Annotated in this window: 17 protein-coding genes and 1 pseudogene; 12 read left to right on the plus strand and 6 right to left on the minus strand. The window is 51.4% G+C overall.

The features are described 5' to 3' along the window. Window positions 1-209: 209 nt before the first annotated feature. Entirely contained in the window at window positions 210-299 is a 90-nt protein-coding gene (locus tag ABC395_RS05845) for a putative holin-like toxin (protein ID WP_413001450.1), read from the minus strand. 104 nt (window positions 300-403) lie between these two features. After that, window positions 404-592: a hypothetical protein gene (locus ABC395_RS05850; protein ID WP_413001452.1), complete on the minus strand. Its 189-nt coding sequence runs from the start codon at window positions 590-592 to the stop codon at window positions 404-406. Between the two features lie 43 nt (window positions 593-635). On the opposite strand from ABC395_RS05850, the gene ABC395_RS05855 reads away from it, so the two are divergent. The 8 genes from ABC395_RS05855 (at window position 636) to ABC395_RS05890 (ending at window position 8,619) form a co-directional block, all read left to right on the plus strand. Further along, window positions 636-1,913, plus strand: coding sequence for a hypothetical protein (locus ABC395_RS05855; RefSeq protein WP_413001453.1), 1,278 nt, complete (start codon window positions 636-638; stop codon window positions 1,911-1,913). Window positions 1,914-1,990: 77 nt separating this feature from the next. Further along, window positions 1,991-2,350, plus strand: a complete 360-nt coding sequence (locus ABC395_RS05860) for a glucosaminidase domain-containing protein (RefSeq protein ID WP_413001455.1) — start codon at window positions 1,991-1,993, stop codon at window positions 2,348-2,350. Window positions 2,351-2,355: 5 nt separating this feature from the next. Further along, the gene (locus ABC395_RS05865; RefSeq protein WP_413001457.1) at window positions 2,356-6,321 is read left to right on the plus strand and encodes an LPD38 domain-containing protein; all 3,966 of its coding nucleotides are present in this window, start codon (window positions 2,356-2,358) and stop codon (window positions 6,319-6,321) included. Between the two features lie 49 nt (window positions 6,322-6,370). Further along, window positions 6,371-6,550 carry a hypothetical protein gene (locus ABC395_RS05870; RefSeq protein WP_413001459.1) on the plus strand — a complete coding sequence of 60 codons (180 nt, stop codon included), beginning with the start codon at window positions 6,371-6,373 and terminating at the stop codon, window positions 6,548-6,550. 21 nt (window positions 6,551-6,571) lie between these two features. Then, window positions 6,572-7,174: a hypothetical protein gene (locus tag ABC395_RS05875; RefSeq protein ID WP_413001461.1), complete on the plus strand. Its 603-nt coding sequence runs from the start codon at window positions 6,572-6,574 to the stop codon at window positions 7,172-7,174. Then, window positions 7,175-7,924, plus strand: a complete 750-nt coding sequence (locus tag ABC395_RS05880) for an N-acetylmuramoyl-L-alanine amidase (RefSeq protein ID WP_413001463.1) — start codon at window positions 7,175-7,177, stop codon at window positions 7,922-7,924. Between the two features lie 94 nt (window positions 7,925-8,018). Continuing rightward, window positions 8,019-8,273 (plus strand): helix-turn-helix domain-containing protein, encoded by a 255-nt coding sequence (locus ABC395_RS05885; RefSeq protein WP_413001465.1) that lies wholly within the window; start codon window positions 8,019-8,021, stop codon window positions 8,271-8,273. Window positions 8,274-8,286: 13 nt separating this feature from the next. Then, window positions 8,287-8,619: a YolD-like family protein gene (locus ABC395_RS05890; RefSeq protein WP_413001467.1), complete on the plus strand. Its 333-nt coding sequence runs from the start codon at window positions 8,287-8,289 to the stop codon at window positions 8,617-8,619. A gap of 123 nt (window positions 8,620-8,742) precedes the next feature. On the opposite strand, the pseudogene ABC395_RS05895 reads toward ABC395_RS05890, so the two are convergent. Continuing rightward, window positions 8,743-9,012, minus strand: a pseudogene (locus tag ABC395_RS05895) (winged helix-turn-helix transcriptional regulator); the annotation flags it as partial. 196 nt (window positions 9,013-9,208) lie between these two features. On the opposite strand from ABC395_RS05895, the gene ABC395_RS05900 reads away from it, so the two are divergent. Then, the gene (locus ABC395_RS05900) at window positions 9,209-10,168 is read left to right on the plus strand and encodes an aldo/keto reductase family protein (RefSeq protein ID WP_413001469.1); all 960 of its coding nucleotides are present in this window, start codon (window positions 9,209-9,211) and stop codon (window positions 10,166-10,168) included. A 164-nt stretch (window positions 10,169-10,332) separates the two neighbouring features. Here ABC395_RS05900 and ABC395_RS05905 read toward each other — a convergent pair whose 3' ends face one another. Next, window positions 10,333-12,033, minus strand: a complete 1,701-nt coding sequence (locus ABC395_RS05905; RefSeq protein ID WP_413001470.1) for an MFS transporter — start codon at window positions 12,031-12,033, stop codon at window positions 10,333-10,335. A gap of 179 nt (window positions 12,034-12,212) precedes the next feature. Between ABC395_RS05905 and ABC395_RS05910 the strand changes: the two genes are divergently transcribed. Next, window positions 12,213-12,902: a TetR/AcrR family transcriptional regulator gene (locus tag ABC395_RS05910; RefSeq protein ID WP_413006690.1), complete on the plus strand. Its 690-nt coding sequence runs from the start codon at window positions 12,213-12,215 to the stop codon at window positions 12,900-12,902. Between the two features lie 173 nt (window positions 12,903-13,075). Here the strand turns inward: ABC395_RS05910 and mtnA are convergent, their stop codons facing one another. Next, window positions 13,076-14,197, minus strand: coding sequence for an S-methyl-5-thioribose-1-phosphate isomerase (gene mtnA, locus ABC395_RS05915; RefSeq protein ID WP_413001472.1), 1,122 nt, complete (start codon window positions 14,195-14,197; stop codon window positions 13,076-13,078). Beyond that, the gene (mtnK, locus tag ABC395_RS05920) at window positions 14,197-15,423 is read right to left on the minus strand and encodes an S-methyl-5-thioribose kinase (RefSeq protein ID WP_413001474.1); all 1,227 of its coding nucleotides are present in this window, start codon (window positions 15,421-15,423) and stop codon (window positions 14,197-14,199) included. The genes mtnA and mtnK overlap by 1 nt, the downstream gene beginning before the upstream one ends. 200 nt (window positions 15,424-15,623) lie before the next feature. Here mtnK and ABC395_RS05925 point away from each other — a divergent pair, with 200 nt between their 5' ends. Then, window positions 15,624-16,073 (plus strand): Dps family protein, encoded by a 450-nt coding sequence (locus ABC395_RS05925; protein ID WP_413001475.1) that lies wholly within the window; start codon window positions 15,624-15,626, stop codon window positions 16,071-16,073. Window positions 16,074-16,318: 245 nt separating this feature from the next. Continuing rightward, entirely contained in the window at window positions 16,319-16,912 is a 594-nt protein-coding gene (locus tag ABC395_RS05930) for a DUF1802 family protein (protein ID WP_413001477.1), read from the plus strand. Window positions 16,913-16,959: the final 47 nt, after the last annotated feature.

Here is a 16,959-nt window from a genome sequence, read left to right on the forward strand (position 1 = left end):
GTTGAACAGCAGCGAGTTCCTCAAGCAATGCGCAGAGAAAACCCACTATAGGCGGCTAACCTATTTGCGGTGGAAAGTAAGAAGGGAGACCTTAGATGCGCTAACATCTTTGGTCCCCCTAGGTTGTACAACAGCCGCATTGAAGAGCGGTCGGCTGCGGAAAAGTGAACTAAGTCAAAGAAATAGACCGTAACCTTCTCACAGGCGGTCTATTTCTCTTTGAGGTAGGTAAGCAGCTTCAGAATGAACATTCCGAAAAGGAACATCAGAGTGATCGCATCTTTGACCTCCACAGGCATCACCTCCCTTCCGAGAGGTTAGCCGACCGCCTATCAACCGTTCTGTTGTACAAGGAAGATTATACCATAAATGATAGAGTCCAGCATATGCCGGGCTCTTTTTCTTATGGCTTCAAATTAAACCGATCGCGCAAAAAGATAGTCGCCACCAGTTGAATGGCTGTTAAACTTGCCTCCTTCATAGCGCGTTCAGTCTCTCCGAGTATGATGTACAACACAATAAGGTAGACGCCTGAGACAAGTAAACCAACGCCAAGAAAATATATGTATTGAATTAATTTGAACAGATCCATATCATCACCGCCTATATTTTACCATCAAATGAGGAGGATGGACATGGCCTATACGTACCGCAAACCTGTAGATGACGATGTTCCATGGGAGCAGAGGTTGGTCAACTATTCCCAAGATAAAAACGCCGGTAAAACTGAATTTCAGCGAGCCATGGAGGTTTTCAACGCCAAGAACTCTCTGGGAGATACAGCAGGTGCTACATCGGCTAAAAATTGGGCCAACCAGGTAAACACGGCAACCGGCGGTTACGCCTCTCAGCCGGACAGTGTTTTAAAGAGGGACGAGTTTACGACTAAAAGGGACAGCTTCCTGCAAAAGTGGGCTGAATCAGCAAGTCAGAGACCGGCGCAAGTTGAGGCGCCTAAGCCGTTTGTTTATGATCAGAACACCGACCCCTATTACCAGAATGCATTAAGACAAGCCCGGGCAAACATCGGGACTGAACAAAACAATACGATGGCGAAGCTTCGCGGCAGCGGTCAGGGAAATTCCTCGCTGTCAGAAACGCTCGCCCACCAGATAGCGAATAAGCAAATGGAGCGCGTAGATACGCAACTCCTGCCGCAGATGATTGATCAAGCGTATAACCGATACCAGACGGATAACAAGTGGAACTTTGATATCAACAAAGAAAACTATAACCGAGATAACGACTATAAAAGTGCTTTGGCTAGTGTACTCTCGACTTATAACAATCTGGGTCAGCAAGAACTTCAAAACGAAATATCTCAAGCTCCATTGACAGGCAAGTTTAACGGCAACAACACCATGGACACTAGGGTTAAGAACATGGATATGATGTTCAATTGGGCCGATCGTACGGGATACATGGGCACGCCGGTTGATGATTGGTTAAATTATGGGTTCCAAGATAAGGGGCCTAGAACGCTGCAAGGACAAACTCAGGACTTGAATAAAGCCGTTACCGAATCTGGACTGACGGGTTACTTTAATAACTTGCCTACACTTGAGAGGGAAAGATTAGCTGAAACTATAAGACAGTTTGGTATTACTTCTGATATGCAAAAACTTGGTCAACAACAAGATTATGATTATAAACAGGGCAGTCTGGCGCTCGATAAATCAAGGCTTGGTTTCCAAATGGACCAAGGAACTACTCATAAACCCACAGTTAGTGCTAGTCAGTTAAAGAGCATTGCCGAAGGATCTTCATTTATGGATGTAGATGCAAAAGGTAAGAAGATAGCTCCTAAAGATTCTGCTAAGCAGAAGAAGCTTCTAGAGCTTATTGATCAAGCTGACGCCTCAATTGAGGACAAAATTTTGATTGCTTCATCTCTTGGGCTGGACCCAAACTGATAACCTCTTCGGGATCCGGGCAGTCCCTTAGAGGGTCCAGTGCGAACGCCCAGAAATTAAACACGCAGCTCGGCGGTGTGCTAAAAAATTATGGTGGCGCCATAGAAAAATCAAGCAGTAAACGGGGTGTGGACCCTACATTAGTGGCTGCAATTATTATGCACGAAACGGGAAATGGAACAAGCAATGCAGTAAAAAGTAAAAACAACGTAGGCGGGATGATGAGCAAAGATGGTCTTATGAGCTTCGATAGCATAGAGGCAGGAATTGACGCGATGGTTTCCAACCTTAAAAGGAACTATTTTGACAAGGGACTTACCTCTATCGAAGCTATTCAAAAGAAATACGCCCCAATCGGCGCAGCAAACGACCCCACCTCGTTAAATAAGAATTGGGTAAACGGAGTCACGAAATACTATAACGCACTCAGGAGGTGAATTGAATGTCGCAGTCGTTGCGCGATTACTTTTCTCGTAATCAATCACAAGGTAAGGGTAAAAAATCGCTTAAGGATTACGCCAAGATTGTAGACGACTATCAAGAGACGGGCGTCTTGCCCCAGAAGAAGCAAGAAGGTTCCTTCCTGGAAATGTACAAGCAAGTTTATAACCAAATGAACCCACCGACAGTAATGAGTAAATCGGTTGGTGCGGTTAAAGATTCCGTGTCTAAGCTTCAAGATGTAGTAAGTGGTGCAGGGTTAATCGCGGATCAACTTGGATTGAAAGAACTATCGCAAGCTCAGGCGGCGGAAGCCGGTCGAAACTCGGTATTTAAAGCCCGAGAGCTTGTTAAGGACATCGTGCCGAATCCTAAATACGTCAATGAAGCTAGACGAGCTGAACTGGACCCTGAGAATTCTATTTTAAAGGCTATAAAGCACAATACGGTCGATGTTTTAGGGAAGGTAGGAGATAGTTTCCTTTATGACACAGTCCCGGGTAAAGTGGTGCAAAACTTTAACCAAGGCGCTTCCGCAACAATGGGGGCGCCTATGCCATATCCCGCTCAATCTACAGGCAGTAAAGTGGGGGATATTGCTTCGCAAATAGCTGGAGTCATAGGTGGTTTCGCTGTTAACCCTGCTCAGCTTGAGCAAAACGTGCCAGCACTTTTTTTCAGTGGCCCGAGATTGGGATATGCGGTCAACAAAACGACTGACCTAGGAAATTATTTTTTAAATAAGACTCCGGTTTCGACCCGAATACCGACATTAACAGGTGTGCCTCGTTTAATGGCTCAGGAGGCTCTAGGAGCAGCTGCGTACGAAGCGCCGCGTACATTAATGACTGGTGGAGAGTTTAGCGATATACCGGAAAGAATGGCCTATGCAGGCGCATATGGGGCTGCTGGCGGCGCCGTACTTGGTGGTCTTGGGGCAGGAATCAAAGCTCTTGGCAGACGGATAAGTCCATCTCCTTCTCAACAACCAATGTTAGCACTACCAGAGCCCAGACCGGCCGCGGTTACGTCAGAACGTCCAACTCCAACCATAGACGATTGGTTCAACAACCCTATCAAGGAAAAGAAAGAACTGCCATCGTTCTCCGACTTCTCTAAACGTATAGAAGCCGAGGAATTAGGTGAGTCCACTAAGTCACAAGGCGAATTAACACCACTTAAGTTAATGGATGATGTGCCTGAGGCCCAGCCTGCCAAGCAAGATATGTTTACGGATCTCTTCGGCCAGCAAGGGCTTGGTATCACGCCTTTCGGCAGTACTAAGCAGATCAGCAAGGACCCACTGACAACGGCCGGTCAGATCGTGAGCAAGCCAATTCGGAATGACATCGAAGGAATCGCCGCAAAGTTAAAAGATACAGGTAGGGCTGCAGTACATAACTTTGTTGATTACTTGCGGCCCCTGAAAAAGATTAGCCAAGACGTTTATGATAAATCCATTGACGCGAGTCGCGCTAATAACATTGCAAATACGATAGTACACGACAAATTTGTTAACCCTCAGGGTGAAGTGTTGGGGGATGGCCTAAAAGAAATTTTTGATCGCGTGGCACGAGGTAAAACAAAAGATTTCCTGGATTACCTTGTTCTCAGACACGCTAAAACGCGTATGGAACGCGGCGAAAGGGTATATGCAGATAGTCTAGGGATGACTCCTGAAAAGGCACAACAACGCCTTGCAGAGCTTGAAAAACGCAACCCGGACTTTGCCAATAACGGAATGGCATGGGACAAATTTAATGAGAACATGCTCAAGACATACGGTGTAGATGAGGGCCTCATCTCTCGGGAAGCATTTAATTATCTCCGCGAGCAAAACCCAAATTACACTCCTATGCGAAGGGAATTTACTCGCTCAGAGAAGTTTTCAAGCGCATTTACTATGGGTGCAAAGCCTGCGTTTAGCGGGCAAAAAGCACCAATTAAACAGATTAGCCCAACTGGTTCTGTACGGAATATAGTAGACCCCCGGCGATCTATAATAGAAGCCACAGGCGCGTGGGTTAACGCAGCTATGCGGAACCGCGTCATGCAAGGAGTGGTTGATAAGATTCGCACCAATCCCGAGGAAATGCGGGCACTCGCTGAAATTGTTCCTGAAACAACTGAGGCTACTCAAAAGTCACTCAAAGAAATTAATGACGTTATTAAGTCTGATGGCGTGGAAGGCTTGCTCGAAAAGTTAAATGGGGATTTTGATGTGCTATTTAAGAAAGCAGCACAGAAGGGTGGAACAGAGAACATTGTTCAAGCAATGGTGGACGGAAATCCTGTAAAGATCAAGATTCATGATCCGGAGGCTTTCAAAGCATTGGTTGGTCTAGGATACGAGCAATCTAATTTGATTTTAGATATCTTCGGTAAATTTAGTAATGCTACCAAGCGCGGCGCAACAGGGGCTCTAGCACCAATGTTTGCAGTCAAAGGTCTTACTACTGATGTAGGACAAGCCTTAATTCAGTCAAAAGCCCCTGTCTGGCATGTATGGGATCTTATGCATGCAATGATTAGCTCGGTTGCTGACAGGACTCCTAAAGGAACACCGGGTCTTGAAAACATTCGTGCTCTAGCTCAAGATTTTCGAAGAGTGGGAGGCGAATATTCAGCAGCTCTAAAAGGAGATCGTCAGTTAAACAAAAGAGTGGGAAGCCTTGATCGAAACGCGATCTTGTCGCCTAAAGGAATCACTCGTGCAGCCGGAAAGACAGCATTAATGCCTTTTAAAGTTCTTGAGGGAGTAGCAGATATTACGGAAAATGCAAACCGTATGGCGGCATATAAAGGGTCTTTGCGTAGTCAAGGGGGAGTTCGATCACCTGAAACCATACGTAATGCATTACAAGAATCGCGCGAAATTACGACTAATTTTAGTCGTCGTGGTTCTCAAAGCCAAACGATTGAAAAATTTATCCCGTATCAAAATGCCGCGGTCCAAGGGGTCTATCGTTTAGCTAAGGCGTTTAAAGATAACCCTGTAAAAACTACAGCCATGGTGGGTGGTGTCATTCTTCTTCCTAAATTTCTTGAATACACGAAATACCATGATGATCCGGATTATCAAAACATCCCGGCCAGAGAATTATACCGAAATGTAATTGTAAATAAGAATGCTGATGGTACTTTTTCTAAAGTTCCTATGGCACAGGAATACCTATGGCTAGGGGCCTTAATGGTAGACCTCTTAAGTAAATTTAGAGATAACGATTCACAAGCTTTTAAGGGAACATCGGATGCCATTTCAAATGCAATATTGCCACCGTTGTTAAACGGAGTAATGCAAGGCGTTACGCAAGGGGGAGGGATCGAAAAGAGCTTAGGTGGATTTGCAAATTCCTTATCAACCGCACCTTTCAGTGCTTTAATTTCTAATCAGAGCTTTACCGGTGCGCCGATCGTGCCGAAGCGTCTGGAAGATAGATCGCCGCAGTATCAATATGACGAAAAGACGACTTGGCCGGCTAAGTTCATCGGAGAGAAATTGGGCATGGCGCCTTTGAAAGTCGATTACCTCATTCGCGCATATGGCGGTGATCCAGCACGGTTGCTGCTTCCACTTACCTCCGATATGGGTGCTGGCACGCCACGGAACACGTTGCTTAAAAACTTTATCGTGGACCCAGTGTTCACCAACAATCTGTCGAATGACTACTTCGGCGCAAAGGATAAGCTCACAAACGCCAACAAGGATAATAAAGACGTTGGGGCCGCGTTGCCATCATGGTATACGGAAGAAGCTTATAAGCTCGTGTCCTCGCAAGCGAAAGGGTCACCATCTAAGCTCCTGACCGACCTAAACAATCAGAAGCGAGACATCAACGGGGATAAGACTCTTTCGGCTGAATCCAAGGCCCAGAAGCTTCGCACGATCCAAGAGCAGATCAATAATATTTACCTTGATGTAAATTCGAAACTCAGAAAAGCAGGCGTACCAATGGAAAATAGATGAGGACCGGTCAAACGATCGGTCTTTTTGCATGCAAAGGAGTGGATTACCATTGTCAATCGAGATGGAGCCGATGGAGCTTGCAGTAGACGAAGAAACGTACCGGATCATCCAGACGCTGCATGGCCGGCAAGTGGCGGAGAAGCTACTGTACGAACATGGAGATATCGAGAAATGTTGTGTGGAAGCGACGAGCTTAAAGAAATCCTTACCATCATCACCGGCGGTGTAGCCCCGGGAAGGAGTGTAATTAATGAATAAATGGGTGGATCCGAAGTTTGTGACGGTAATCGCTTCGTTAATAGCCGTCTTCATCAATAAAAATTTTGGTTGGCAGGTATCGACCGATAAGCTTGTTGCGGCCATCGTAATCGTTGGCAACTTCCTTGTTGCTCAGGTGGTCGTTGATATTCAAAAAATCAAGAATGGTGAGAAGATCACCTTCAATAGTACGAAGTTTGTAACGGTAGTCATTTCGTGCCTCATACTTGGATTTTCCGAATACCTCGGCATACCTATTAATGAAGAAGAAGTGTTCCTGCTGACCGGTCTGGTTGCCACGTACATCACGGCTAAGGCAGTCAAGGATGTTGCTAACGAGAAAAAGAAGGCTGCAGATATTCAAGCTGAAGGAGATGTCATCCAAGAAGCCTCACACATCACACACGACGATGTGGCAGCCATGACGCATAACGAGATTTATAAGCGAGTGAAGAACGTCCACGATGAAATTAGCGAATATTACAGTTTGCTTGAGAACGGGAATGAAGTACAGTCTGAAGAAGCCGCGCGCCGGTATGTGATGGTTGATAAAATATTGAGTGATATGAAACCGATCGATAGAGAGGTGAGATAGATGAAGATTGTTTTAGACGCCGGACATGGCGAGAATACGCCCGGTAAACGTACGCCCGACGGCACCCTCAGAGAGTACTTCTTTAACCGCGCTGTGGCTAATTACGCGGCTCCGATGCTCCGGGAATATAAAGGTGTGGAAGTGCAATTTACGCACTCAGACGCCCGCGACGTGCCGTTAAAAGAGCGTACAGACCAAGCTAATAGATGGGGCGCCGACCTGTTTGTCTCCATCCACGCAAACTCTGCCGGTGGATCCGGCTGGAGTGATGCAAGTGGAATTGAGACGTTTATCTACACCTCCAACCCAAAGGATTCTCGCGCAATTGCCGAAGTCGTGCAGCAGCAGATGGTCATGGCGACCGGGCTTCGTGACCGCGGCGTAAAGCTTGGCGACCTGCACGTCCTGCGGGAGACGTATATGACGTCCATCCTGGTCGAGTGTGGCTTTATGTCCAATCACGCGGAAGCCGAGCTGCTGAAGCAAGATTCATACCGCAAGACGTGTGCCGGTGCAATTGTTAATGCGATCGTTAAGCATTACGGATTACAGCCAAATCAAAAACAGGAGGCGACGAAATTGGAATCGTGGAAGATGGATATGGCACTGAAGGCGATGGACGAATTGGCCGCCAAGGGCATTCTGAGCGATGCGGAAATGTGGAAGAAGGAGTCTGCAGTCCGGAGAGATTCAGAAGGATTTACCCTGGTTGATGTTTACTCTCATGAACCGAATAGCGAAATAAATTAGTCCCTGCCTATAAATGGCGGGGATTTTTTTGTTTACTCTGTCCTAAATCCGATTATAATAAGAACATACGTTCTTTTATGAGGAGGAATATGATGTGCTAAGTGATACCGAACGGAAGGTACTGCGCATCCTTTACAATTTTTCGAATATCCATCACTGTATGCCCGATTTGTCCGAATTGGAGACTAAATCTGGGTACAACCAGGAAAATATCAAGCAGGCTCTGAACACCTTGCGAGAACAGGGCTATATCATTGGGAATAAACTATCGGAAGTTAAGATTATTGAAGGATGGCCTAGAGAGAAAAAGGAAGAGAAGAAAACGTACATAAGCCCTTATATGGACTAAGGAGGCAGACAGCATGGGAAAGAAGCTTGAAGGTAATGGCCTGTACGAATCCAGCCGGATGATCTTACCGGAGCATAAAGAGGCGATACAGCGGCAACTCAGGGACCTAAACAGACGTACTAAGCCGATCTTGGATGAACAGGCGTGGGAAATGATGCTCCTGGAGATTGTCGATGCGCGGTCTGCAGGTAAAGAAATTACGTTGGTGATATTTGAACCATTCGAGGACAAGGAGCTGCGCGGGAAAGTCACCAAGTTCGATATGCAACTGCGCCGCGTCAGACTTGACTATGACGACGATTGGGATTGGATCAAATGGGATGACATCGTAAGTGTATATACATAAAAAAGGCCAGGGATGCTTTCCCTTGGCCTTTTTGTTTGCCGATGCTTTCGGATATATTTAATTTACCACACTATCCCGAATGAGTCTAATATTTATTTTCGTATATCAAAATGAAGTGCATTTGGTATTATACAGTTTCCGTTCCAGCACGCCCTGCTTCTCCAGATGGCGCAAAATATTCGTCAGCGCGGTAGGGCTGATTGAAGCGATGCTGCGCTGAAGCTCCCCGAAGCGTCTCGTCCCGTCGAAAAGCTCCCGGATCACAAGAAACGCCCATTTTCCGCCGATGACATCAAGCGTCTTTTCTATGGAGCATTCAATAATGCCGGGCTCCTTCGGAATATGACTGCTTGCCGCAGATTCCGCCGGTATTTTATCGGATTGAGCTGTCATGAAGGCGCTTCCCCCTTTCGAAAATGAGTCGGCCGCAAGGGGCCGTAACCCTGCTAAACAAAAGTGTAGCAGCAACATTTTTATGGGTATGATCAAAAAAAGATCACTACTGTTCATCATATAGAAAGTATTTTATGATGGCAATGGGAGGCGGCTTGTCCGCTTCGTGAAAACAGATTGGGGAGGTTTATGGAACATGCACTATCGCAGACTCGGACGGTCGGGCTTGAAGGTCAGTGAGATTAGCCTCGGAAGCTGGCTTACTTATGGAGGCTACGTCGAACGTGACAATGCGGTTCAATCGATCCGTAAAGCTTACGATTTGGGCGTTAACTTTTTTGATACCGCAAACGTTTACAAGCAGGGGGAAGCCGAGAAGGTGGTCGGCGACACTTTGAAGGAATATCCGCGCGAGTCGTATGTGCTGGCGACGAAAGCTTTCTGGCCGATGGGCGAAGGACCGAATGACAGGGGCCTTTCCCGCAAGCATATTATGGAGCAGGCGCATGCCAGTCTGAAAAGACTCGGAACCGACTACGTCGACATTTATTACTGCCACCGGTACGATCCGGAGACGCCTTTGGAGGAAACGCTCCGGGCGCTTGACGATCTCGTTACCCAGGGGAAAGTGCTGTACATAGGGGTAAGCGAATGGACAGCCGCTCAAATGGCGGATGCGCTCGGTCTGGCCGAGAGATACCTGCTGGATAAAATCGTCGTCAACCAGCCGGTTTACAACATGTTCAACCGCTATATCGAGAAAGACATCATCCCGCTGGGCGAGGAAAAAGGAATCGGTCAGGTCGTATTCTCGCCGCTGGCGCAGGGACTCCTGACCGGCAAATACAAGTCGGCGGACGACATCCCGGCCGACAGCCGCGCCGCCAAAGTGGAGACGATGCGCGGGGCCGTCACGGCGGAGAACATCGCGAAGGTGAAGCAGCTTGAGGGCATCGCCTCGGAGCTGGAGCTTACCGTGGGACAGCTGGCCCTCGCCTGGATTTTGCGCCAGCCGAACGTAGCGAGCGCCCTCGTAGGCGCAAGCCGTCCGGAGCAGGTGGAGCAGAACGTAAAGGCCAATGGCGTGAAGCTGGCGGCGGACGTGCTGGAGCGGATCGAGGCCGTTCTCTCGGGGAACGCGGCAGCCGGGAAGTAACAGGTGAGGGACGGAGGCATCTCGCATCCCCGCATTCCTTCATCCCGCATCCGTTATCCCTTCCCTGAAGCAGTGCCTATGTGTCCGGCAGGTCCACACATCGGACAAGCGAGCAAAAACACCGGTTTCCTTGGAACCGGTGTTTTTGTGCCGTGCATTTCCGCCTACTGCGGGGAACGGACGGCGTTTTCCGTCCGCTCCGCTTCCCGTGCGGGTTCCTCGGCCTTTCGTCCGTTAACGAAGGCGCAGACGGCACCGAGAAGCAGAGCCAGGCAGCTGATTTTAAACACGAGGCCGAACGCGGCCGTCGTGCGGGTGTTCACCACCGCCTGAAGCCGGGGAAGAAGAACCTGCAGCTCCGCTTTGTCTTTGGCGAAAGCTTCCTTCACCCGCCCGGCCGCATCGGGGGACGCGGCTTGAAGCTGTTCCCGCTCCTTGCGGTCCCACTGGTCAAGCAGCCCCTCCATCGCTCCTGTAGCGCCTCCGGCAGCAGCCCCGCGGCTTACGGCTTTCCGCTGCACAGCTTCAGCAAGTACCGCTTTGCTCTCCGCGGACAGCGAGCTGCCTGCAATCCGCTCCGTAAGCTCTGTTTGGGCGGAAGCCATCTCGGTTTGCATGGAATGGGACAACAGAGCGACGAGAACGGCGATGCCGAGCGCGCTTCCGATCGTTCTGGCCATGGTGCCGATGCCCATGGCGATGGTCGTTTTATCCGGCGGGGGAAGCAGGACGGTGGTTGCCGTCAAGTTCGCGATCGCCATGCCGGTTCCCATTCCCGCGATCACCAGGCGCCAGATGTAATCCATCGTCGAGGATTCCGCCGTGAGCCCCGCCAGCAGGTAAGTTCCGAGGGCCATCAGGATCATTCCGGTGACCGAGAATATCCGCGGGCCCAGCTTGGCGGCGCCTTTGGCGGCAAGCACGGAGCAGATCATGGACGCGACGGCCAGGACGCTTATAATGAGTCCCGCGCGCAGTTCTGTCATGCCGATCACCTGCGTAAGGAAAAACGCGAGGATGAAGGTCGGGCCGGTCATGCCGATTCCAAGCAGGAACAGTCCGAGATTGCCGGACGGAAACCGTTTGATTTTGAAAAGAGACAGCGGAAGCATCGGTTCTTTTACGCGGGATTCGATCAGCAGGAAGAGAAGAAGCGAGACGAGAGCCGCCGCGAAGAGCGACAAGATATAGGGGGAGTCCCAGCCTTTATCGTTCGCCTGCATAAAAGCGAGGGTCAAGGCCAGAGAGGAGGCCGATACCGTCAGCATGCCGCCCCAGTCGAGTTTTCGCGTGGCCGTCGGATCGTAAGATTCCGCCAGGGAAGAAGCGGCAAGAACGAGGGCCAGAACGCCGAACGGGATATTGATGTAGAAAATCCACTGCCAGTCGAGCTGGTACGAGAGCACGCCGCCCAGGGCGGGTCCGCTTGCGGCCGCAAGGCCGGCCAAAGCGCCGGTAATGCCCATCATGACGGCTTTCTTTTCGGGAGGGAACAGCGCCAGCATCAGGGGGGCGACAAGAGGGGTAATCAATGCCGCGCCGATTCCCTGAATGACACGGAATAGAATGAGGGACGTGATCGAGCCCGCAAGACCGCACAGCAGGGAGCTTAAAGTGAAGAGGAACAAGCCGGCCATAAACGCTTTTTTACGGCCGAACTGGTCGGCGAGGCGGGAAGCGGCGAGCAGAAAAACGGCGAACGAGAGGCTGTAGCCGTTCACGACCCAGGAAATGCTTGCGGTGTCCGCGGCGTAAAATTCACTCATCCGGGGAAGCGCCACGTTGACGATGCTCGTGTCCAGAATCGCCATAAAAAAACCGAGCAGAAGGGTAATGATAGCGGGGATCTTGCGTGTTTTTTGCATGAGTGGAATCCTCCAAAGATATAATTGACTGACTGTCAATCAGTCGATAAAAAGACTATATAACATTGACTGACTGACAGTCAATAGTTAAATTTAAAAGTAAGAACCTCCTTCCGCATTTAAGTTTTGAACGGGAAATCGGACAGGCAGGCATAAAGGCGGTGGAAAAGTTGGCACGTGTGACGAAAAGTCCGGAAGAACGCAAACAGGAGCTTTTGTCCGCTGCGGATTCGCTGTTCCGTATAAAAGGATACGAACGGACGGCGGTTAGCGATATCGTTAAACAGGTCGGGGTCGCCCAGGGGACCTTTTATTATTATTTCAAGTCGAAGGATGAGCTGGCCGATGCGATGATCCGGCGTATGCTGGACGACCATATGGGGCTTGTTTCATCGATTGCGGAAGACCCCGGGTTGTCCGGCCGGGAGAAGATTGTCAAGATCTTGAAGGAAGATTTCGTGAAGCGGGGAGAAAATCTGGACAATCTGGATTATATGCACCATGAGAGCAACGCGCTTCTTCATCAAAAAATGCTGGTGGAGTCCGTCAAGGCTTACACGCCCTACATTACGGCTATTATCGAGCAGGGCATCCGGGAGGGGAGCTTCCATACGAGCCACCCCCGGGAAGTGGTCGAGTTTTTTATGGTCGGCCTGTTTTTCCTCTATGACCCCGGTATTTTCGCCTGGACGGTGGAAGAAGTAGTGACGAAACTTCAAGCCATCGGTGAAATTTTGGAAAAACTGCTCGGAGCGGAGAAAGATTCGCTAGATATCTGGAAGGAGCTGCCGGACATGCCGGACATTATCCGGAAGGCGCTCGAAGCCGAGAAAGTGTCGCGGGAAAGAAGTCCAAGGTCCCGGTCTTGAAAAGCGGCTTATCACCCTAATCACACTCAATATAAACGCATGAACAACGAAATAACCTGAACTTGCTCGCCGTAAGCAAAATGCCATGCGATACGCAGCACAAAAAAAGCCAGCCCGTAAATGGAGGGGCTGGCTTTGTTGTTGGCATTTTATTTGCGCAGATTACCGGCGGATTATTCCTCGAACAACTTGGCGAGATTCTCCGCAAAAGGCGCGCGGACAATCCCTTTCTCCGTAATGATCGCCGTCACGTATTCATTCGGCGTCACGTCGAAAGCGGGATTGTACACCTTGACGCCCTGCGGGGCGGTACGCTTGCCGAAGCCCTGCGTAATTTCTTCCTCCCCGCGCTCCTCGATCGGAATATCTTCCCCTGTCGGCGTGCTGAGGTCTATCGTGGACATCGGGCACGCCACGTAGAACGGGATGCCGTGCGCTTTGGCCAGCACGGCCACGCTGTACGTGCCGATCTTGTTGGCCACGTCGCCGTTGGCGGCCACGCGGTCGGTGCCGACGATGACGGCCTGCACCCAGTCCTTCTTCATGACGGCGCCGGCCATGTTGTCGCAGATCAGCGTCACGTCGACGCCCGCCTGCTGAAGTTCGAATGCCGTCAGGCGCGCGCCCTGCAGGACGGGACGCGTCTCGTCGGCGTACACCTTCAGCGCGACTCCCTTCTCCTGCGCGAGGTAGAACGGCGCCAGCGCGGTGCCGTACTTCGCCGTCGCGAGTCCGCCGGCGTTGCAGTGGGTGAGGACACCCATTCCGTCCTCGAACAGCTCCAGGGCGAATTCGCCGATGCGGCGGTTCGTTTCTTCATCCTCGGCCTGGATCAGGATGGCCTCGGTGAGAACCGCCTGCTTCATTTCGCCGTGGGAAATGTCCATCTCGACAAGCTTCTGCGTAAGCCGCTTGAGACGGTCGAGCGCCCAGAACAGATTGACGGCGGTCGGACGCGAGGTGGCGAGATAGTCCGCCTGCTTGGCGACTTCGCCCGCCAGCCGGCGCCGGTTCGCTTCGCGCGAGATCGCCTCGTCTTCTTCGGCGTCGCGGATGCCGAGGAAGACCCCGTAAGCCGCGGCGATGCCGATCGCTGGCGCTCCGCGGACCTTCAGGTGGCGGATGGCTTCCCACACCTCGTGGGGCGTTTCCAGCGGCAGGTAGACGATTTCTTCGGGAAGCAGCCGCTGATCCAGCAGATCAAGCCGCTCTCCATTCCAACGGACGGACTGGACCCAGCCGCGCTGGCCTTCGCTTTGTACGTCGTTTTGTACGTCGTTTCCGTGTGCAGTCATTAGCGGATACCCTCCTTCACGGCGGTTGCCTCGCGGGCGGCCGCAATCAGTTCATCGATGGAGCTTGTCTGGCGGCCCCGTTTAATCAGGGCCGTGCCGATCGCCAGCGCGAGCCTTTGCGCCCGTTCGCGCGCCGCGGCGTCTTCGATTGTGTCGATGTCCGCTACGTGCGAGAGGCCGTAAATACGGCGGACCATTTTGCAGCCGGCGAAGCCGACGGTTTCCTGAAGAACGCGGTTCAGGTACCAGTCCTGATAGGCGGGCGTTTCGGACATCGGATCGACCGTTTCGTTGTCCCACAGGGCACGGAATTCACGCTCGAATACCGTCCACACTTCTTTGACGGTTTCCAGCAGGTACTCCCGGTATTCCGACCGCTCGGCTTCATCCGCGCTCCAGCCTTCCTGGCCCGCGTAATTGAGCAGCAGATTAGCGAGCACGGCACCGATATCGAAACCCATCGGACCGTAATAGGCGAATTCGGGATCGATGACTTTCGTGGAATCTTCTTTGATAAAAATACTGCCCGTATGGAGATCGCCGTGAAGCAGGGCTTCGGCCCGCGTAAGGAACGTATTGCGCAGAATGGCGACTTCCAGATGAAGCTCGCGGTCCTGCCAGATCGCCTGCACGGCATCTTTCAGATGATCTTCGATGCTGTTGTTTTCCGAATCGCGGTAGGGATCGTCGAAAATAAGATCCTCCGTGATTTTGCACAGCTCGGGATTGATGAACCGGCCGACCTGCAGCTTCTTCTCCTGCTGGTTCATTCCGAGATCCGACGAGAAGAACAGCGTGCGGGCCATAAAGCGGCCGATATGCTTCGCGAAGAGCGGGTATTTGTTTTTCTCGATCAAGCCCTTGCGCATGATGACATGATCGCTCAAGTCTTCCATCACAGTCAGCGCAAGCTCTTTCTCATACGCGAAAACGTGAGGAACGAGATCCGGGCACAGGGAGCCTTGAAGCTGGAGGGCTTCGCTTTCGATCCGTGCGCGGTCCAGCGTAAGCGGCCACGATTCTCCTACGACTTTCGCGTAAGGCAGCGCCTGCTTCAGAATCAGGCTGCGTCCGGACTTTTCATCCGAGATGTGAAAAACAAGATTAAGATTGCCGTCCCCGATTTCACGGCTTGTCAGCACCGCGTCGGGCGCGAAAATGTTCGGCAGTCCTTTGGCATATGCAATCGCTTCCGCTTCCGTCAGCGCGTGGTACGTCGTAGTCATTGTGCGTTCCTCCTGAGAAAGATTAATAAGTGGCGGCTTGTACCGGGTTGTCCGTTAATTCCGACTTAAATACTAGTATAAAGGAAAATATCCCTGCATGAAACACAATTTTTAGGGCTCCGGTCCCTGGACACGGCTTACATAAAACGGCTCCGTTCGGCCTACACTACCGGAAGATATCCCACATCAGGAGGTACGTCATGTCGATTGCGATCCGTTCCGCCCACAAAGTACTGAACAAGCAGGTAGCCAACTGGACCGTGCTTTACGTCAAGCTCCACAATTATCATTGGTATGTAAAAGGAGATCAATTCTTCACCCTTCACGTGAAGTTTGAAGAATTGTACAACGAAGCGGCAGGCTACGTCGACGAGCTGGCGGAGCGTCTGCTTGCCGTCGGCGGCAAGCCCGTCGCCACACTCAAAGAGTGCCTGGAATTGAGCGATATCGCGGAAGCCGCTGGGAGCGAGAAGCCGGATGCGATGGTCCGCGCCCTGCTGGCCGATTTCGAAACCGTCATAAACGAATGCAAAACGGGCATGAAAGAAGCCGAGGAAGCGGGAGACGAAGGGACGTCCGATATGCTGCTGGGCATTACCCAGTCCCTGGAGAAGCACCGCTGGATGCTTGGTTCTTTCCTGAACGGCTGACGGCGCCCGCGGTTAATTTGAGTTGCAGCCCCAAACCGGCGGCGGACCCTGCGGTGCGGGAATAACCCCCGGTTACGGATGCCGACCGGCGGCCTCTCAGGAGGTCCGCCGGTTTTTTGGCTGCCTTCACGAAAAATTTACCGCCGATTTTCCGCAATTTTTGCGGGACGGGTTTGGCTTTTTGGGAAAGCGCCCACTATAATAAGAGGGAGTGAGCCGAATAACGGGCAAGAGAGGTGTAAACGGTGACACATTCCCAAATGGCGTTGAAAGAATGGGCTTCGGCCGTACAGGCTCTGGAGCAGGGCGAGCAGATTCTCATCATGCGCAAAGGCGGCATCCGCGAAGAAACGAGAGATTTCCGGGTCGTTTCCGATGCCTTTTACCTGTATCCGACCTACGAGCACCAGAAGCCGCATCTCATTAAAGATTCCGCTCAGCCGAGGCTTCAAGAGACGCTGGACGGCTGGAATCCGGACGACAGGCAGGTGAAGATTTCTTCCTGGGCCGAACTGGTCCGCGACATTGAAGTCAGCGACGCGGAGACGCTGGAGAGGCTGCAGCCTTTTCATATCTGGACCGAGACCTTTGCGGAGGAAAGGCTGAAGTGGAAGCGCAAGCAGCCTCTTCATGTCATGCTTCTCCGGGTGTATAAGCTGGACAAGCCGGTGATCCTGAACGTCGATCCTTCCTATGAAGGCTGCAGATCCTGGATCGAGCTCCACGGAGAACTGGAATCCGCGGGCAGGACTCCGGTGATTGGCGACGAAGCTTTTCAGGCGGCTGTGGACAAGATCGAGAAAGCACTGACGGACGGAGCGCCGGTCAGCGGGTCCTGATCCAGGGGCCCTGTGTCATACCGCCGGCCGGCCGCCCGCTGACGCGG

Origin of the sequence: Paenibacillus canaveralius, assembly GCF_047238265.1 — a bacterium.
Taxonomy (GTDB): Bacteria; Bacillota; Bacilli; order Paenibacillales; family NBRC-103111; genus Paenibacillus_F.

Coding starts and splice junctions, on each gene's coding strand:
- ABC395_RS05925 (WP_413001475.1), top strand. CDS start 15,624: ATGTCGATTGCGATCCGTTCCGCCCACAAAGTACTGAACAAGCAGGTA.
- ABC395_RS05865 (WP_413001457.1), top strand. CDS start 2,356: ATGTCGCAGTCGTTGCGCGATTACTTTTCTCGTAATCAATCACAAGGT.
- ABC395_RS05845 (WP_413001450.1), bottom strand. CDS start 299: ATGCCTGTGGAGGTCAAAGATGCGATCACTCTGATGTTCCTTTTCGGA.
- ABC395_RS05855 (WP_413001453.1), top strand. CDS start 636: ATGGCCTATACGTACCGCAAACCTGTAGATGACGATGTTCCATGGGAG.
- ABC395_RS05900 (WP_413001469.1), top strand. CDS start 9,209: ATGCACTATCGCAGACTCGGACGGTCGGGCTTGAAGGTCAGTGAGATT.
- ABC395_RS05880 (WP_413001463.1), top strand. CDS start 7,175: ATGAAGATTGTTTTAGACGCCGGACATGGCGAGAATACGCCCGGTAAA.
- ABC395_RS05850 (WP_413001452.1), bottom strand. CDS start 592: ATGGATCTGTTCAAATTAATTCAATACATATATTTTCTTGGCGTTGGT.
- ABC395_RS05875 (WP_413001461.1), top strand. CDS start 6,572: ATGAATAAATGGGTGGATCCGAAGTTTGTGACGGTAATCGCTTCGTTA.
- ABC395_RS05890 (WP_413001467.1), top strand. CDS start 8,287: ATGGGAAAGAAGCTTGAAGGTAATGGCCTGTACGAATCCAGCCGGATG.
- mtnK (WP_413001474.1), bottom strand. CDS start 15,423: ATGACTACGACGTACCACGCGCTGACGGAAGCGGAAGCGATTGCATAT.
- mtnA (WP_413001472.1), bottom strand. CDS start 14,197: ATGACTGCACACGGAAACGACGTACAAAACGACGTACAAAGCGAAGGC.
- ABC395_RS05905 (WP_413001470.1), bottom strand. CDS start 12,033: ATGCAAAAAACACGCAAGATCCCCGCTATCATTACCCTTCTGCTCGGT.